Below are 15,445 nucleotides of genomic sequence, written 5' to 3'. Positions count from 1 at the left end.
AAGACCGGTGTACACCCGCAAGAACCAGCGCGACCTCACGCGCACCGAGAAGCGCCGGCTCGTCGACGCGATCCTGAAACTGAAGCGCTCCGGCCGCTACGACGACTTCGTCGTCATGCACCGGGAGTACTACGTCATGGACACCGAGCGCCGGCCGCGACCGGCGCACATGACGTCCTCGTTCTTCCCCTGGCACCGCCAGTACCTGCTGGAGTTCGAGAAGGCGCTCCAGGGCGTCGACGCGGGCGTCAGCGTTCCGTACTGGGACTGGACCCGGGACAACAGGCCGACCTCCTCGCTCTGGGCGGAGGACTTCCTCGGCGGCAACGGCAGATCCGGCGACCGGCAGGTCACCACCGGAGCGTTCGCCTACGAGGCGGGGAACTGGAGCGTCGGGGCCGGAGTCACCGACGAGCACTACCTCACCCGCAACTTCGGCAGGCCCGGCAGCGATCCGGTCTCCCTGCCCACCAAGGACGCCGTGGCGCGGGCGCTCAAGGATCCGGTCTACGACACCGAGCCCTGGAACAGCATCAGCACCGAGGGCTTCCGCAACCGCGTCGAGGGGTGGGGGATCCGGAACGTGCGCACGGTCGGCCTGCACAATCAGGTCCATCAGTGGGTCGGCGGCCCGATGGCGGGCGCGGCCTCCCCCGAGGACCCGGTGTTCTGGCTCCACCACTCCTTCATCGACCTGCTGTGGGACCGGTGGCGCAAGGCCCACCCGAAGTCCGCCTACCTGCCGGGCCGCAAACCCGCCTCGCCCGGCCCGGACCGCGACTACGTCTTCGGTCTCGACGAGGCGATGCCCCCCTGGGGCGTGACCCCGAGGAAACTCCTCGACCACGGCAAGCTCTACCGCTACGCCTGAGCCCGGACGAAGGAACGGCCGGCCCCCTCCGCGAGGAGGGAGCCGGCCGTTCCGGCACTGCGGGGGATCAGCGGCCGTAGCCGTAGTCACCGTTGTCGTGGTGGCCCTCGGAGGCGTTGACGCAGGTGTTGCCGAAGGTCGGGTTCAGCAGGCCGATCACGTTGATCGTGTTGCCGCAGAGGTTCACCGGCACGTGGACGGGGACCTGGACGCTGTTGCCCGAACCGACGCCGGGGGAGGCGGCGGCGAGGCTCTGCGCACCGGCGTCCGCGGACGCCATGCCGGCGCCGCCGGCGATGAGGGCGCCGGTGCCGGCCATGACAGCGGCGACCTTCGTCATGCGAGACATTGAGAACTCCTTGTAAAGAAGGGGGTGTGCTGCGGACACGAGGCCCGCACCCCCTGACAACGCGAGAGACGGCGGACGGTAACGGATCAGCTCATAGGTGATGTCTCCGACGCCCCTGTCCGGCGTACGCCCCGGGGCGTGTTCTCGCGTCAGCGCCCGATCACCGGCAGCCCCGTCAGCCGCTCGTGCCAGTCCCGCGCCGCCGGGAACCGGGCCTTCACGGTCTCCACCGCCCGCTCCCGCACGGCCACCTGCGACTCGCGCAGCCGCAGCAGCGGCTCGAGCCCCGGCCGGGCCAGCAGCAGCCGCTGATTGACCACCGGCACCGGTCCCCAATGGTTCTTGTAGCTCTCCGCACCGCGCAGCAGACTCAGCACCTCGCGCCCGGTGTCCGAGGCCTGCTGGGCCACCTCCCGCAGCAGCATCGTCGACACATCGACCTTCCGCTCGCGCAACGCCGGATCCGCGCCGTACAGATAGCCGCCCGTCAGATGCCCCGACTGCAACGACAGGTTGGACGCCACCACCTCGCCGTTCAGCCGGAACTCCGTCATGGCCGCCGTGCCGTCCCCCACCATCCGCCCCACCGACCGGATCAGATGGTCCGAGAAGCGCGCCCTGAGGTGCTCGGGGTTGACCCCCCGGCCCTCCCACTGCCGCTCGTGCAGCCGCAGCAGCGTGCCGACCGCGGCGGGCACCCCGTCCTGCGGGATCCGGTGCGCCTGGACCCCCAGGGCGTCGACCTTGCGCAGCTTCGAGCGCAGCCGCTGGCCCCGCGAGCCGGTCAGCCGCGCCACCAGGTCGCCCAGCGGCTCGGCCGGAAGCTCCATGCAGGTCGAGTCCGTGAGCCTGCTCCGGGCCCCCGTCCACCGCCCGAACAGCAACTGCGCCGACGCGTCCGGCCGGACCTCCCGCAGGTCCACCACGGTGTGCCGGGCCGCCCGGTCCAGACCGCGCCCCAGCGCCCCCACCGCGTACCCGGCCTCCTCCTCGTCCAGCAGGATGTCGAAGAAGTCGGAGACGGCCCCGCCCATCGGGACGAGCAGCGGCATCGGACGGTGCGCCAGCATCAGCGGCGCCGCCCCGATCAACCGCCCCGACCGGCGGACCAGCAGCACCCGCAGCCGGCCCTCCTGACCGTAGGAGATCCACCACGAGTGGAGCCATGCGTGGCTCTGGAACGGGGTGGCGGTGGCGCAGCGGCGGTGCAGGGCGTCCCACTCCCCGGCGAGCGCGCCGAACTCCCGGAAGTCCCGGCACAGCGTCACGGCGATGGAGCCCGCCCGGTGCGCCGTCATCGGACGAGCTCCCGTTCGTCCTGGGCGACGTTGCCGCCGGCGGCCGTCGGCCCGGGAACCTGCGCGGAGACGCTCCAGCCCGCCCGGCGCGGCCGGACCAGCAGCACCAGGCCGCCCAGCAGACCGCCCGCGGCGGCCCCCACGGCGGTGCCCAGCGGCACGGACGGCGAGACCGGCTGGTCCGGCGTCATCGCATGGGTGAACTTGATCAGCTTCACCCCGGTGTCCTTGGAGACATGACCGCTGCTCACGATGACGGCCTCGATGACCGCGTTCGCGATGTCGGCCGCCTTGTGCCGGTCCTCGGACGTGCCCGTCACCGCGATCATCGGCGAGTCGGGGGAGGTCTCCGACCGGACGAGGGACCGCAGTTCGCGCACCGGCTCACCGGCCGCGCCCTGGGCGTACGAGAGCGTCGCGTCGCTCGTGGTCAGCCGCCCGTACGACTGGGCGTACCCCAGCGCCGCCGAGGGATCCGTCTCCCCCTCGGCCACCGCCATCGCATAGCTGGTGGCCTCGTACCGCGGCGAGGAGAACGCGCCGTACGAGAGCCCGGACGCGGTGCCGATCAGCACGCAGACGGGCAGCGGCCACCAGTGCGGCAGCCGGGTGAGGGCGGTGCGCAGCCGACGGACGACGACGTGTCGCTGCTGCTCGGGTGACTCGGTCATGAAAGGGCTCTCCGGTTCGGTGGGGCGGTGTCGAGGGCGTACGCGTACACGTCCATCAGGCGCTCGCTGCTGCGCCTGATGTCGTAGTGGCCGACGGCCCGGGGTGGCGGCTGCCGGTCCGTGCGGGCCTGTATCCGCTGCCTCAGGCGGGCTGTCAGCTCCTCGGGGCTCCCGGCGATCCGGGTGGCCCCCGGGGCGTGGGCGGCGGGCAGGTCGTCGATGGCCGGACAGGCGTCGTGGAGCACGGGAAGACCGGCGGCGAGCGCCTCCACGGCGGCCAGCCCGAAGGACTCCTCCCTGGAGGTGGAGACGAACACGTCCAGGGTGCTCAGCAGCGCCGGCACGCCCGGGACCGGACCGTCCCCGTCCTCGTCGCACTCCCCGAGGAACCGAATCCGGTCCACGGCCCCGAGGCGCAGGGCCAGCGCGCGCAGCGCCCCGGCCTCCGGTCCGTCCCCGGCCAGCAGCAGGCGGGCCTCCGGCAGGGCGGCGACCGCGCGGATCAGCACGTCGAACCGTTTGCCCGGCACCAGCCGGCCGACCCCGCCGACCACGAACGCCCCGTCGGGAACGCCCAGGGCCGCCCGTACGGCAGCCCTCCGCTCCCCGTCGAAGCGGAACCGGTCCGCGTCGATGCCGTTGGGCACCAGCCGGATCCGGTCTGCGGGCACCCCCCAGTCCCGCAGCCGTCCCGCCACGGTGGAGGAGACGGCGACGGTCGCCGCGCCGAGGCGTTCGGTGGAGAGGTAGAGGGCCCGGATGCCCCGGGTGAGCGGGCGGCCCTCGATCTCGGCGCGCCCCAGGGAGTGTTCGGTCGCGACGGTGGCCCGGGTCCCGGCGAGCCGGGCCGCGACCCGGCCGTACACACAGGCCCGGTACAGATGCGTGTGGACCAGGTCGTAGCGGCCGTCCCGGATCAGCCGGGCCAGCCTTCCCACGGCCGCCAGGTCCCGGTTGCCGCGCATCCCCAGGTGCGTCACGCGGATCCCGTCGGACCGCAGCTCCCGGGCCACCGCCCCCGGGTTGGTGAGCGTCACGACGTCGCACTCGACCGGCAGATGGCGCAGCAGCAGCCGCAACTGCCGCTCGGCCCCGCCGACCCCGAGCCCCGTGATGACGTGCAGCGCCCTCACCGCGGGCCGCCCGTCCGCACCGGCCCGGCGGCCCGGGATCCCGCGCCGGGCACCGCCCCGTGCCGCAGCCCGTGCCGCAGGTCCTTCGCCCACAGCCGTACGCCCCGGTCGGCCTGGCTGATGTGGGTGCGGGGCAGCGCGAACCGGCTGAGCAGCGGACCGGGGGCCAGCGCGCACGCGTAGCCGTAGCCCGCCGTGCGCGCGGCCTCGGTGACCCGCTGGTCGAGGATGCCGTACGGGTAACAGAAGCCCTGGGGGAGCGAGCCGGTGAGCTCGCCGATCAGCTCCCGGCTCTGCCGGGTCTCCCGGTGCAGCTCCTCGTCCGGCAGTTCCGTCAGGTCCTGGTGGTACAGGCCGTGGGAGCCGACCTCCATGCCCGCGGCGGCGACCCGCCGGACGTCCTCATGGGTGAGCAGCGGCTTGCGCGGGCCCAGCGGATCCCAGGCGTTGACCCCGCCCGGACGGCCCGGCAGGACGAAGACCGTCGCCCGGAAGCCGTGCTTGCGCAGCACCGGCAGCGCCTCGTCGAGGAAGTCCGCGTACCCGTCGTCGAAGGTCAGCCCGACCAGCCCGCGCCGCCCCGCCGCGCCCGCGCGCAGCAGTTCGGACACCCCCACCCCTGTCAGCCGCCGGCTGCGCAGCCAGGACAGCTGCTCGTCGAGGCGCCCGGGGGAGACGGTGATGCCGTACGGATCGTCGCTGGGGTCCGTCACCGAGTGGTACGTGAGGATCCACGGCTGACGACGGATGTGCGGGCGGAGCCGGGTCGAGGGAGCGTCGGCGCAATGTGCCGAGGATTCAGCGGCCATCAAGGAACCTCCGTCGGGTGAGTGCCAGCAGGGAAGCGACCTCGGGCGAGCGCAGGGCGAGGCCGGTCAGGAAGAACACGGCGGGCACGACGAGACACCCGGCGGCCAGGCTCAGCACCGGATCGGGGATCACCGGGGCGAACGCCCAGCCCGCCACGCCCGCCGCCAGCGACGCCCCCGTGAGCCGGCCCAGCGAGAGCGCCACGGCCCGGGTCCGGATCGGCACCACCCGGGTGCCGAGCCCCATGAGGAGCAGCAGCGCCGTCGTGCTGATCCCGATCGCGTTGGCGGTCGCGATGCCGTCCACGCCGAAGCGGTACGTCAGGGCGTACCCGGCCCCCATCGTGACCAGCAGCCCGGTGCCCATGGCGAACGCCGGGAACCAGGTGGGCCGCCCGGACGAGAAGAACGGCCGGCTCAGCGCGCCGACCAGGCAGTGCCCCAGCAGTCCCAGCGCGTACACCCGCATGACCTGGGCGGTGGAGTCGGTGTCGGAGACGTCGAACGCGCCGCGCTGGAAGAGCACTTCGATGATCTGGGGTGCGTAGCCGAGCACGACCGCCGTGCCGAGCAGCACCACCATCCCGGCCAGCGCCAGGTCCCGCTCGACCCGCAGCCGGGCCTTCTCCCGGTCCCCGGCCGCCATGGCCTGCGCGACCACCGGGAAGGTCACCGTGCAGATCATCAGCGACAGCACCATCGGCATCTGCGCGACCTTCTGCGCGTAGTTGAGATGGGAGATCGCGCCCGCCGGCAGGGTGGAGGCCAGGAACCGCTCGACCAGCACCTGGGACTGACGGCTCACCACGAACAGGACCACGGGGGCCAGGACCGCGAAGCCCAGCAGCGGCGCGGTCCGCGCGGCCCGCGGCGGCCGCCGCAGCCGCGGCAGCCGGGGCCGCGCGAGCGGCACCAGCCGCAGGAACATCGGGAGTTGGGTCAGGATCATCAACGCGCTGCCGACCGCGACCCCCACCGCCGCGGCCCGCACCCCCCACACGGAGTGCAGGGCCAGCGTCATCCCGATGATGCCGATGTTGTACGCGACATAGACTCCGGCGGGCGGCAGGAAGCTGCGGTGCGCGCGCAGCGCGGCGCTGAAGTAGCCGGTGATCCCGAAGGTGAGCACGGTGACGGCGGTCAGCCGGGTGCAGTCCACCGCGAGCCGCGGATCGGCGAGCCCCGGGGCCAGAACGCCCACGACCCACGGCGCGCCGGCGATCAAGAGGGCCGCGCCGCCGGCGAGCAGGAGGAACAGCCGGGGGAGCGTGGCCGCGACCAGATCCCGTACGGGGTCGGATCCGGCGTCCGCGCCGGTCTCCGCCCGCCGGGTCAGGGCCAGGCTGAACGCCGGGACGAGAAGGAGCGCCATGCCGTCCTCGATCAGCAGCGTCGCCGCCATCTCGGGCACGGTCCAGGCGATCAGGAACGCGTCGCTCGCGTCGCTGGCCCCGAAGTACCGGGCGATGGCCTGGTCCCGGACCAGCCCGAGGACGGCCCCCAGCACGGTCAGCACCGCCGTGGCCGCCGCCGCACGGGCCAGGAAGGACCCGAGCCGGGGAGCCTCGCCGCTCTCGGTCCGCGGCGCTGCGGCCGGGACGGGGGCCGTTTCGGGTCCCGGCCCGGGGGCCGGGAGCAGCGGCGGGGCGGCGGCAGCGTCCGCCGGGCGCGCCCCGGTCTCCGTCCCCGTACCGGTGTCGCTCATGCGGCGTCCACCCGGTCCGGCTCGGACAGCGCCCACCAGGCGGCCAGTCCCAGGATGACGCCGCTCAGCACGGTGGTGGGTCCGCCGATGTCCGCGTAGGCGAAGTTGACGCAACTCCAGGTCATCAGGGCCACCGCCGCGAGACCGCAGTCCATGGCCGCGTGTCCGCGTGCGCGGGCGATCCGCAGTCTGCGGATCGCGCCGACCAGGATCGCTGCCCAACTGCCGACGAGCGCGGTCAGGCCGATGAGGCCCTGCTCGCTGAGGACCAGGAGGTACATGTTGTGCGGGGACAGCAGGGCCTGCCTGCGGAACTCCTGACCCGCCCCGGCGGTGTCGCTGCCGGAGGACAGCCCGATCGAGGCGTGTCCGTCGCGGTGGTCGGGGAAGCCCTTGAGACCGACCCCGGTGGCGGGCTGCTCACGCCACATCGCGCCCGCCGCGCTCCACATGGCGTAGCGGTCGCTGACCGAGCGGTCCGGATCCTGGGTCACCCGGGTCACGCTGGCGACCCGGTCGGCGATCATCTCGGAGCCGATGCCGAACCCGCCGACCAGCACCACTCCGGCCGCGCCCAGCACGGCCAGCGACGTCAGCGCCTGCCGCCGCCCGGTCAGCGCCAGGACGACGAGGACCGCGGCGGCCGTGGCGATCCACACGCCCCGGCTGAACGACAGCGTCAGCGGCACGATCAGCGCGACGGCGAGGACGGCGGCGCCCGGCCGCAGCCAGGCCGGGGCGCTGTCGGGCGCGCGCAGGGCGCAGGCCGCGGCGGCGAGCAGCCCGTAGGCGACGACCGTGGCCATCCCCATGATGTCGCTGGGCCCGAAGGTGCCCACCGCCCGGATGTCCTCGCCCATGTAGGAGGCGCCGGTCCCGGTGACGTACTGATGGACGCCCGTGACACCCTGGACGACCGCCAGCAGCACCAGGGAGCCGGCGACGATCCGGAACCCGTACGCGTCCCGGAGCAGGAGGAACACCGCGACCGGGACCAGGACGAAGACCTGGAGATAGCGGACGAGCCCCGGCAGGGCCGCCGCCGGGTCCGCCGCCGTGACCGTGGCCACCGCGAAGCCCACGGCGGGCAGGCCCAGGACCAGCGCGGCGGCGGCGCTCAGCGGTCGCCGGCGCAGATGCAGCAGCCGTCCCCCGCACACGAGCACCGCGAGGGCGGAGGCCAGGTCGGCCGGTCCGACCGCCGGGCCGCCGCCGGAGGCCCCGTAGGGCAGGGCGGGCAGCAGGACGGTCGCGACCAGCGGCAGCAGTGGCCAGCGGCGCCGCCAACCGCCCGTGGCGGGAGCGACGGCGGTACGGTCGCGGGCCTTCGGCGACGGCGCGGGCGGGGTCAGGACGGCGGCCATGGTCAGCTGCCTCCGAGCCGGAACAGGGAACCGGCGGTCCGTGCCAGTACGCACGCGTCCTGCCACAGCGACCAGGTCTCGATGTAGCGGTTGTCGAAACGGGCCCGCTCCTCGATCGAGGTGTCGCCGCGCAACCCGTTCACCTGGGCCAGCCCCGTGATGCCCACAGGCATCCGGTGGCGGGCCTGGTAGCCGGGATGGGTGCGGCTGAACTGCGCCACGAAGAAGGGGCGTTCGGGGCGGGGCCCGACCATGCTCATATCGCCGCGCCACACGTTCCACAGCTGCGGCAGCTCGTCGAGGGAGGTCCGGCGCAGCACCCTGCCGACCCGGCTCATCCGCCCGTCGGACGCGACGTTCCAGCGGGTGGCCGACTCCTGCGGGTCGGCGGGCCGCAGCGTACGGAACTTCAACAGGACGAAGGGGCGTCCGTGCCGGCCGATGCGCTCCTGCCGGAAGATCACGCCCGGCCCGTCCGAGAGCCGCACGGCCAGGGCGCAGGCCGCCATGACCGGGGCCGCCAGCAGCAGCCCGACCGCGGCCAGGACGGCGTCCACCGCCCGCTTCACCCCGTGGCCGAGGAGACGGTGGGTCCCGTCGCGCAGGGGCTGGGCGGTGAGGCCCCACAGATGGTCGGGGCGGTCTCCCGCCGCCCGCCCCGCGACGGCTCCGGGACCGGTGACCAGCCATACCCGGCAGCCGTGCCCGGTCAGCAGGGCGAAGAGAGCGGCGCCGTCCGGGGTGGCCTCGGGCGGGGCCGTGAACACCGCGTGCCGCACGCTGTTCTGCACGACGGCCCGCCCCACCTCCTGCGCCGAGCCCAGGACCGGCAGCGGCACCTGGTCGGAACCCGTCGCCTGCTCCTCGTCCCCGGCCGGCGGGGCGGCCACCAGGCCGACCGGCCGCAGCCCGTAGGCGGGGTGGTCGTACAGTGCCGCCGTCACCTGACGGGCCAGCGATCCCTGGCCCACGACCAGCGTGGACAGCGGGCGGCGGACGGCGGCCCGCCGCCGCGCCCGGTACACGGCCGCGCGTCCCGCGCAGGTCAGCGCGGTCTGCGTGCCGGCGCCGTACGCGAGGACCGTCCAGCCGATCGCCTGCTGCGGGGCCCAGACGTCCAGCACCTCCATGGTCACGTACCACTGGAGGAGGGTGAGACCGAGAAGCGCGGGCAGTTCGGAGAGGACCGAGGGGGACAAGCGCATCCGGTGCAGGCCGCGTTGGGCCAGGAGCAGCACCTGGGCCAGCGCCTGGACGGCCACCAGGAGCCAGGGCCACGCGACCGGGACGACCAGGGCGAACGTCACGGCCGGGGCCAGCGCGTCCACGCACAGGAGCGGCGCGAGACGGCCGCACCTGACGGCGCGGCGCTCGCCGCGCTGCGCCTGCGGGCGTCCGCCGCTTCTTCGCGGCGGATGAACCGTGTGAGCCTGTACGGCTGTTGCCTGGCCGGCGCCGGGGACCGGTGCACTCTCCATCGTCATCGCTCGGTGCGCTTCCTTGTCGTGGGGCCGGACATGCCGACAAGTTCCTGGTAGAGACCGGCAACCGCCCCCGCGGTCCGTCGGACGTCGAAGGCCGACCGGGTGTGGCGCAGGGCCCGGTGGGACACCGCCTCGCGCAGATCCGGGTCGGTGAGCAGCGCGGTCAGCGCCGCGGCCAGCGCCGCCGGGTCCTCCGGCGGCACCAGACAGTGGTCCTCGTGGCCGGGCGGCAGGCTCTCCCGCGCCCCGTTCACGTCGCTCATCACCACGGGGCGGCCGCAGGCCATCGCCTCCAGCGGGGCCAGGGCCATGCCTTCCCAGCGGGAGGGCAGCACGAGGACGTCCGCCGCGTGGATCCACGGCCGCACGTCCTCGCAGGCCCCGGTGAACAGCACGCCCGGCGGGGCCGACTCCTCCAGTGCGCCCCGGTCGGGCCCGTCGCCCACCAGGACCAGACGCGCCCCGGCCACCGGCATCCGGCGCCAGGCCCGCAGCAGGACGTCCTGCCCCTTCTGCCGGGTCAGCCGGCCGACGCAGACGACCAGCGGCGTGTCCCGGCCGACTCCCTCGAGTAAGGGCAGCGAGGCGCGGGCCTCCGCGCGGTCCGTGCGGCCGCCGGGGCGGAAGCGGTCGAGGTCGATGCCGTTGTGGATGACCGACCAGCGGGCCGCGATGCCCGCCTCCTGCCCGGTGCGGCGTTCGGACTCGCTGACGCACAGGATGTGATCGGCCCAGCGCGCGCCGAACCGCTCCCAGCCGAGCGCGAGTTCCGCCGTGCGTCCGCCGACGGCCTCGAACGACCAGGCGTGCGGCTGGAACACCGTGGGGACCCGGCCGCGCACCGCGATCCGGCCCGCCAGCCCCGCCTTGGCGCTGTGGGCGTGCACCACGTGCGGGCGGCTCGCGCGGACGATCCGGCGCGCGGCGGCGACCTCACCGGCGAGCCGGGGCCCGGGGGCACGGGTGGCGGACCAGCTGTGGACCTCCGCACCCGCGGCCGCCGCCCCGACGGCCAGCGGGCTCCCGGGCGGACAGGCCACCACGGGGCGCAGTCCGGATCCGGCCTGCGCCCTGACGAGGTCGGTGACCACACGGGCCACTCCGCCTTCCACGGGCTGAACCAAATGAAGGACCGTCAATTGTCTTTCTTCAGTACGACGCATGTGCAGCACGCACGGCTCTCTTCGCTCAATCCGGTGAGTAAAGCCGAAGTGCACTTTGGCAGAGATGTGGCGAAATCGTGCGCGTGACTCGCTCATACGACCACACGGGGATGACGCCCGCCCGAGGGCCGTTCGAGTGGCCGCGCAACAGATCCGCGCAGGGCCGCGAGCCCTTTTCGGGCCGGTGGTGAAGGGCCTTTCCGGGGGCTACCGCACGGAATTGCGGCGGTGCTGCGTACAGATCGGTCCGGTTATACCGTCACCCTTTTTCCCGCCTGCCGCACACCGCCGATCGCCGCACCGGATGGCATCACCATCCATCGGTCGGCTACGCCGTTTTCGTGGTGCCGAAAACAACCGTCCCGGCGCGCGCCACGATCTCCACCTCGTCGCCCAGCGCCCATTCCGCGACCCGGGACGCCATCGCCGCCGGGACCACGTCGCTGATGTCCGGCGCGGCCGGGATGTCGTACGTGGCGTGGGCGTCGTGCGGCAGGACGACCCGGTAGCCCAGCTCCAGCGCCCGGCGGGCGGTGGCGAGCACGCACATCTCCGACATCACCCCGCACACGGCGAGCGACCGGACGCCCGCCGCCGTCAGTTCGGCCTCCAGCGACGTCTCCTCGAAGCCGTCGTCCTCGCCCTTGCGGATCACGGTCTCGGCCGGGCCGGTGCGCACGGGCAGGTGCAGTTCCCACCCGGGCGTCCCCGGCTCGTCGGGTTCCCCGGCCGGGCCGTCGTTCTGCAGATGCACGACGAGTGCCCCGGCCTCCCGGGCCCGTCCGATCAGATCTCGGACCCGGTCCAGCAGCCGGGGCGCGTCGGGCACGGCGGCGTCTCCCGCGACGAACGCCGACTGGACGTCGATGACGAGCAGGGCGGAGACGGGGGCGGGAAGGGCGGTCATGCCGGGGGAGTCCTCATGTCGTCCATCGTGCCGGACGACGGCCCGGGGCCGCCCGTCGCTGACCGGCGGGCCGCCCGCCGGTCAGCCGGTGCGGTCCACGAGGTACGGGATCAGTGTGAGCAGATCCCCGCGTGCCTCCTCGGCGAGTGGCACCCGGTCCAGACAGGCGCGGGCCGCGGCCAGGTGCTCGTGCGCCTCGGTGATCGTGGCCCGCCGCCCGCCGGCCTCGTCGATCAGCTCGGCCGCACGGCGCGCCGCCAGGTCGTCGAGCGGTCCGGCGGAGGTGAGCAGTGCGTCGAGGCGTCGGGCCGCCGGATGGTCGGCGGACAGGGCCGCGAGCACCGGGTAGGTCTTCTTGAGCCGCCGCAGATCGCTGTGCACCGGTTTGCCGGTGGCTTGCGGATCGCCCCAGATCCCGAGCAGGTCGTCCACGGCCTGGAACGCCACCCCCACATGCCGCCCCGCCAGGTCCAGAGCCTCGACGGTGCCGGCCGGAGCACCCGCCAGCACCGCCCCCAGGGCGGCCGCGCAACCCAGCAGGGAGCCCGTCTTGTGGGTGGCCATCGACCGGTACTCGTGCGGCAGGACCGCCCCGGGCCCGGTCCACGGCCGGGACTCGAAGAGCAGGTCCTGGGCCTGACCGCGCACCAGATCGCCCAGCGCGCGCGCCAGTTGCCGCACCGCGGCCGGGCCGCCCGGACCCGGGGCCTCCGCCAGCGTGGAGACGGCCAGCGCGAACAGGGCGTCCCCCGCGAGGACCGCCGGCCCGGTGCCGTACGCCTTCCACAGCGTCGGCCGGCGGCGGCGGGTCTCGTCGCCGTCCATGATGTCGTCGTGGATCAGGGAGAAGGTGTGGATCAGCTCGACGGCGACCGCGCCGAGCACCGCGTCGGCCCCCGTGCCGCCCGCGGCCTCCGCGCCGAGCACCGCGAGGGCCTGGCGGACCCCCTTGCCCTGCGATCCGGGCACCGGCTCGCCGCCGGTCCCGCTCCAGCCGAGCGAGAAGGCGGCCGTCTCCGCGTGCCAGGGGTGCAGCCGTCCCACCGACTCCACCAGGGCCGGGCGCACCAGCTCGCGGCACCGGTCCAGTATCTGCGGCGCGCTCGCCCGGCGGGTCGTGGAGAGCGTCATCGGCGGTCGGCCCTCTCGTCCGCCGCGGGCTGTTCCACGCCGAGTTCGGCGTACGCCTTCTCGACCATCTCCCGGGCGTTCAGCAGCCCGATCCGGCTGAGCCTGCCGCGCAGTTCGTCCAGCTCGGCCGCGGTGGCGTCGCGGTCCCGGCCGAGCCGGGCCCGCGCCTTGACCAGACCGAGCGAGGACAGCGCCTCGCCCCGGGGCTCGTCCATCGCGCGGAACTCGCCGAGCGCCTGCTCGTAGACCTCGCGGGCCTCCTCGTACCGCCCGGCGCGGAAGAGCACGTTGGCCCGCATCTTGTGGTTGTACGCCAGGGCGCTGGAGAGCTTCATGTCGCGGCAGGTGATCTCGGCCTCGGCGAGCAGGTCCAGGGCGCGAGCGGTCGCGCCGTCCCGGAGGGAAACGATGTCGGCCATGCCGCGCAGCGCCCAGGCCCGGCCCCGCCGGTCGTCCGCGTCGCCCGCCAAGGCCGCTGCCTCCTCGAACATCCCCAACGCGGTGTCCAGCGAACCGGTGTTGCGGTGGATCTGCGCGATGCCCTCCAGCGCCCAGACGGTGTGCCGCGCCTCGCCCCGGGCGCGGGCCTCGGCCAGCAGCTGTTCGTGCAGCGTGGCGACGGTGGCGTAGTCGCCCTGGATCCGGCCGGTCTCGGCGAGGCCGGCCAGCGAGTAGCCGCGGGCGACCACGTCGCCGCCCTGCTTCCCCAGCTCCGCGGCGAGCCCGAGCAGCCGGAACGCGAGGCGCAGCGAACCGCGTTGACGCGCCAGCGTGCCGCCGCTCCACAGCGCCCAGGCCATCGCCCCGGTGTTCCCGGCCGCCCGCGCGGCCCGGTAGCTCGCCTTCCAGGCCCGGTCCGCCTCCGTCACCTGTCCGAGCCTGCGGTGCGCCTCGGCCACCGCGAGGCCCGAACGGGCGACGTCGTCCTGCGATCCGGAGAGCTCGGCCTGCTTCAGGTGACGTACGCCTTCGGCCAGTACGTCGGTGAGGGAGGCGTTCACCGACATCTTGGTGAGCGCTCCCTGGTACTCGGGCGCCAGTGCCTTGGTCTGCATGGGTGCCTTCCGCGCGGTGCCGGGCCCGCACCGGGGCGACTATCCTCTCCATGTATACACGGGCGGTATAGTCGGCCGGTCCTGCAGGCCCTGATCATGTGGGGGGTGGACGCCGCACGTCACGCGCGGCGAACCGTCCTGTCATCGATCAAGACGACAGCCGGGCGAGGAAGGTTGCTCGCCCGGCCAGGTCGTTCCGCTTTCGCTTCCGATCCCGTTCCCGCGCCCGCAAGCGCGCCGCAAGCTCCTGTTCGCGCGTGCGGGCGACCGTCAGGCGGCTGTCGGCGGTTCGTGCAGACCGAACGGGGAGTCCTGGTCGTCGCGGCAGAGCCGGAAACGTCCGAACCGGGCGGCCGACTCCTCGTCGTCGCCGCCCGGGTCGCCCTGCTCCACGGTGCCGCCGAGCTCACGGACCCTCGCCATGGCGGCGCCCAGGTCATCGACCCGGAAGAACACATACGGCCCGGCGCCGCGGTCGCCGCCGTGCACACCGCCCGGGGTCCCGGGGGCCGTGATCGTGAAGCCGCCGCCGCCCGAGGGGCCCGGCTCGAAGGTCCAGCCGAACAGGTCGCCGTAGAACGCGCGCGCCCGGTCGGAGTCCTCCACGCCGAGCTCGAAGAAGGAGATCTCACCGGCCATCGCGGGTACCTGCCGTCCGTCCGGGGCGCTCATACGCTGTCCTTCCACCGTACGCCGGGCTTCCGGTTGCCCGCGCCCCGGCTCGTCCTGTCGGAGAGAGCCGAGCCGTGGCTCGTCCACCCGATCGGCGGCCCCCGACGCGCGACGCGACCACTGCCGCGCTCGAATGAACGGGTGACGGCGCCCCCGGACGACTGCCTCGCCCGTAACGAGTGGATCTGCGGGGCCTACCTCTCCAGCCGCCGCGAGATCCTGGTGGACGCGGTGCTGCAACACCTTCAGCTGACGGCCGCCTCGGTGGCCATCGCCCTCCTGCTCGCCGTCCCCCTGGCGGTGGCCGCCCGCCGGTGGCGCTGGGCGGCCGGCCCGGTGCTGGGGCTGACGACGATCCTGTACACGATCCCCTCGCTGGCGATGTTCTCGCTGCTCCTGCCGCTGTACGGACTCTCCGCCGCGCTGGTGATCGCGGGGCTCGTCCTCTACTCCCTGACGCTGCTCGTCCGCAACATCCTGGCCGGGCTCCGGGCGGTCCCCGAGGAGACCCGGCAGGCCGCACGCGGCATGGGCTACGGGCCGCTGCGCCTGCTGCTCGCCGTGGAGCTCCCCCTCGCGCTGCCCGCCGCGATGGCCGGGCTGCGGATCGCCACCGTCTCCGCGGTCTCCCTGGTCACCGTCGGGGCGATCGTCGGCCACGGCGGACTCGGCAACCTCATCTACTCCGGTATGAACACCTACTTCAAGGCCCAGGTGCTCACCGCCTCCGTCCTGTGCGTCGTCATCGCCGTCGCCGCCGACCTGCTGCTCCTGGGCGCGGGGCGGCTGCTGACCCCCTGGACCCGGAGGCAGGCATGAACACGCTCCGCAAC

General features: G+C 74.0%; 15 protein-coding genes. 2 read left to right on the top strand and 13 right to left on the bottom strand.

Features of this window, described 5'->3' with window-relative positions; all coding sequences use genetic code 11:
* Positions 1 to 7 precede the first annotated feature (7 nt).
* Positions 8 to 871, top strand: coding sequence for a tyrosinase family protein (locus ACH4UK_RS32590; RefSeq protein WP_398362168.1), 864 nt, complete (start codon positions 8 to 10; stop codon positions 869 to 871).
* Positions 872 to 938: 67 nt separating this feature from the next.
* On the opposite strand, the gene ACH4UK_RS32585 is transcribed toward ACH4UK_RS32590, so the two are convergent.
* From ACH4UK_RS32585 to ACH4UK_RS32525, 13 genes are all read right to left on the bottom strand, one after another.
* Positions 939 to 1,220 carry a chaplin gene (locus ACH4UK_RS32585; protein ID WP_398362166.1) on the bottom strand — a complete coding sequence of 94 codons (282 nt, stop codon included), beginning with the start codon at positions 1,218 to 1,220 and terminating at the stop codon, positions 939 to 941.
* 149 nt (positions 1,221 to 1,369) lie between these two features.
* Positions 1,370 to 2,518, bottom strand: a complete 1,149-nt coding sequence (locus ACH4UK_RS32580) for a GNAT family N-acetyltransferase (RefSeq protein WP_398362164.1) — start codon at positions 2,516 to 2,518, stop codon at positions 1,370 to 1,372.
* Complete coding sequence (locus ACH4UK_RS32575) at positions 2,515 to 3,189, bottom strand: lipopolysaccharide biosynthesis protein (protein WP_398362162.1); 675 nt, start codon at positions 3,187 to 3,189, stop codon at positions 2,515 to 2,517. Before ACH4UK_RS32575 ends, ACH4UK_RS32580 begins: the two co-directional genes overlap by 4 nt.
* Positions 3,186 to 4,322: a glycosyltransferase gene (locus ACH4UK_RS32570; RefSeq protein ID WP_398362160.1), complete on the bottom strand. Its 1,137-nt coding sequence runs from the start codon at positions 4,320 to 4,322 to the stop codon at positions 3,186 to 3,188. The genes ACH4UK_RS32575 and ACH4UK_RS32570 overlap by 4 nt, the downstream gene beginning before the upstream one ends.
* Positions 4,319 to 5,131, bottom strand: a complete 813-nt coding sequence (locus tag ACH4UK_RS32565; protein WP_398362158.1) for a polysaccharide deacetylase family protein — start codon at positions 5,129 to 5,131, stop codon at positions 4,319 to 4,321. Before ACH4UK_RS32565 ends, ACH4UK_RS32570 begins: the two co-directional genes overlap by 4 nt.
* The gene (gene murJ / locus ACH4UK_RS32560) at positions 5,121 to 6,836 is read right to left on the bottom strand and encodes a murein biosynthesis integral membrane protein MurJ (protein WP_398362156.1); all 1,716 of its coding nucleotides are present in this window, start codon (positions 6,834 to 6,836) and stop codon (positions 5,121 to 5,123) included. Before murJ ends, ACH4UK_RS32565 begins: the two co-directional genes overlap by 11 nt.
* The gene (locus tag ACH4UK_RS32555) at positions 6,833 to 8,200 is read right to left on the bottom strand and encodes an O-antigen ligase family protein (protein WP_398362154.1); all 1,368 of its coding nucleotides are present in this window, start codon (positions 8,198 to 8,200) and stop codon (positions 6,833 to 6,835) included. The genes murJ and ACH4UK_RS32555 overlap by 4 nt, the downstream gene beginning before the upstream one ends.
* Before the next feature lie 2 nt (positions 8,201 to 8,202).
* A complete protein-coding gene (locus ACH4UK_RS32550) occupies positions 8,203 to 9,528 on the bottom strand; it encodes an exopolysaccharide biosynthesis polyprenyl glycosylphosphotransferase (RefSeq protein WP_398362152.1) in 1,326 nt (441 codons plus the stop codon).
* A gap of 152 nt (positions 9,529 to 9,680) precedes the next feature.
* Positions 9,681 to 10,847 (bottom strand): glycosyltransferase, encoded by a 1,167-nt coding sequence (locus ACH4UK_RS32545; RefSeq protein ID WP_398362317.1) that lies wholly within the window; start codon positions 10,845 to 10,847, stop codon positions 9,681 to 9,683.
* Between the two features lie 328 nt (positions 10,848 to 11,175).
* Positions 11,176 to 11,754 carry a cysteine hydrolase family protein gene (locus ACH4UK_RS32540; protein WP_398362150.1) on the bottom strand — a complete coding sequence of 193 codons (579 nt, stop codon included), beginning with the start codon at positions 11,752 to 11,754 and terminating at the stop codon, positions 11,176 to 11,178.
* Positions 11,755 to 11,835: 81 nt separating this feature from the next.
* Positions 11,836 to 12,885, bottom strand: a complete 1,050-nt coding sequence (locus ACH4UK_RS32535; protein ID WP_398362148.1) for a polyprenyl synthetase family protein — start codon at positions 12,883 to 12,885, stop codon at positions 11,836 to 11,838.
* Entirely contained in the window at positions 12,882 to 13,940 is a 1,059-nt protein-coding gene (locus ACH4UK_RS32530; RefSeq protein ID WP_398362146.1) for a tetratricopeptide repeat protein, read from the bottom strand. The genes ACH4UK_RS32535 and ACH4UK_RS32530 overlap by 4 nt, the downstream gene beginning before the upstream one ends.
* Positions 13,941 to 14,210: 270 nt before the next feature.
* Complete coding sequence (locus ACH4UK_RS32525) at positions 14,211 to 14,579, bottom strand: VOC family protein (protein ID WP_398362315.1); 369 nt, start codon at positions 14,577 to 14,579, stop codon at positions 14,211 to 14,213.
* Between the two features lie 174 nt (positions 14,580 to 14,753).
* Between ACH4UK_RS32525 and ACH4UK_RS32520 the strand changes: the two genes are divergently transcribed.
* Positions 14,754 to 15,431: an ABC transporter permease gene (locus ACH4UK_RS32520; protein WP_398362144.1), complete on the top strand. Its 678-nt coding sequence runs from the start codon at positions 14,754 to 14,756 to the stop codon at positions 15,429 to 15,431.
* Positions 15,432 to 15,445: the final 14 nt, after the last annotated feature.

Origin of the sequence: Streptomyces sp. NPDC020884 (assembly GCF_044333935.1) — a bacterium.
In the GTDB taxonomy this organism is placed as follows: Bacteria; Actinomycetota; Actinomycetes; order Streptomycetales; family Streptomycetaceae; genus Streptomyces.
Note: the sequence above shows the minus strand (reverse complement) of the source record. Positions and strands in the feature narration are given on the sequence as shown.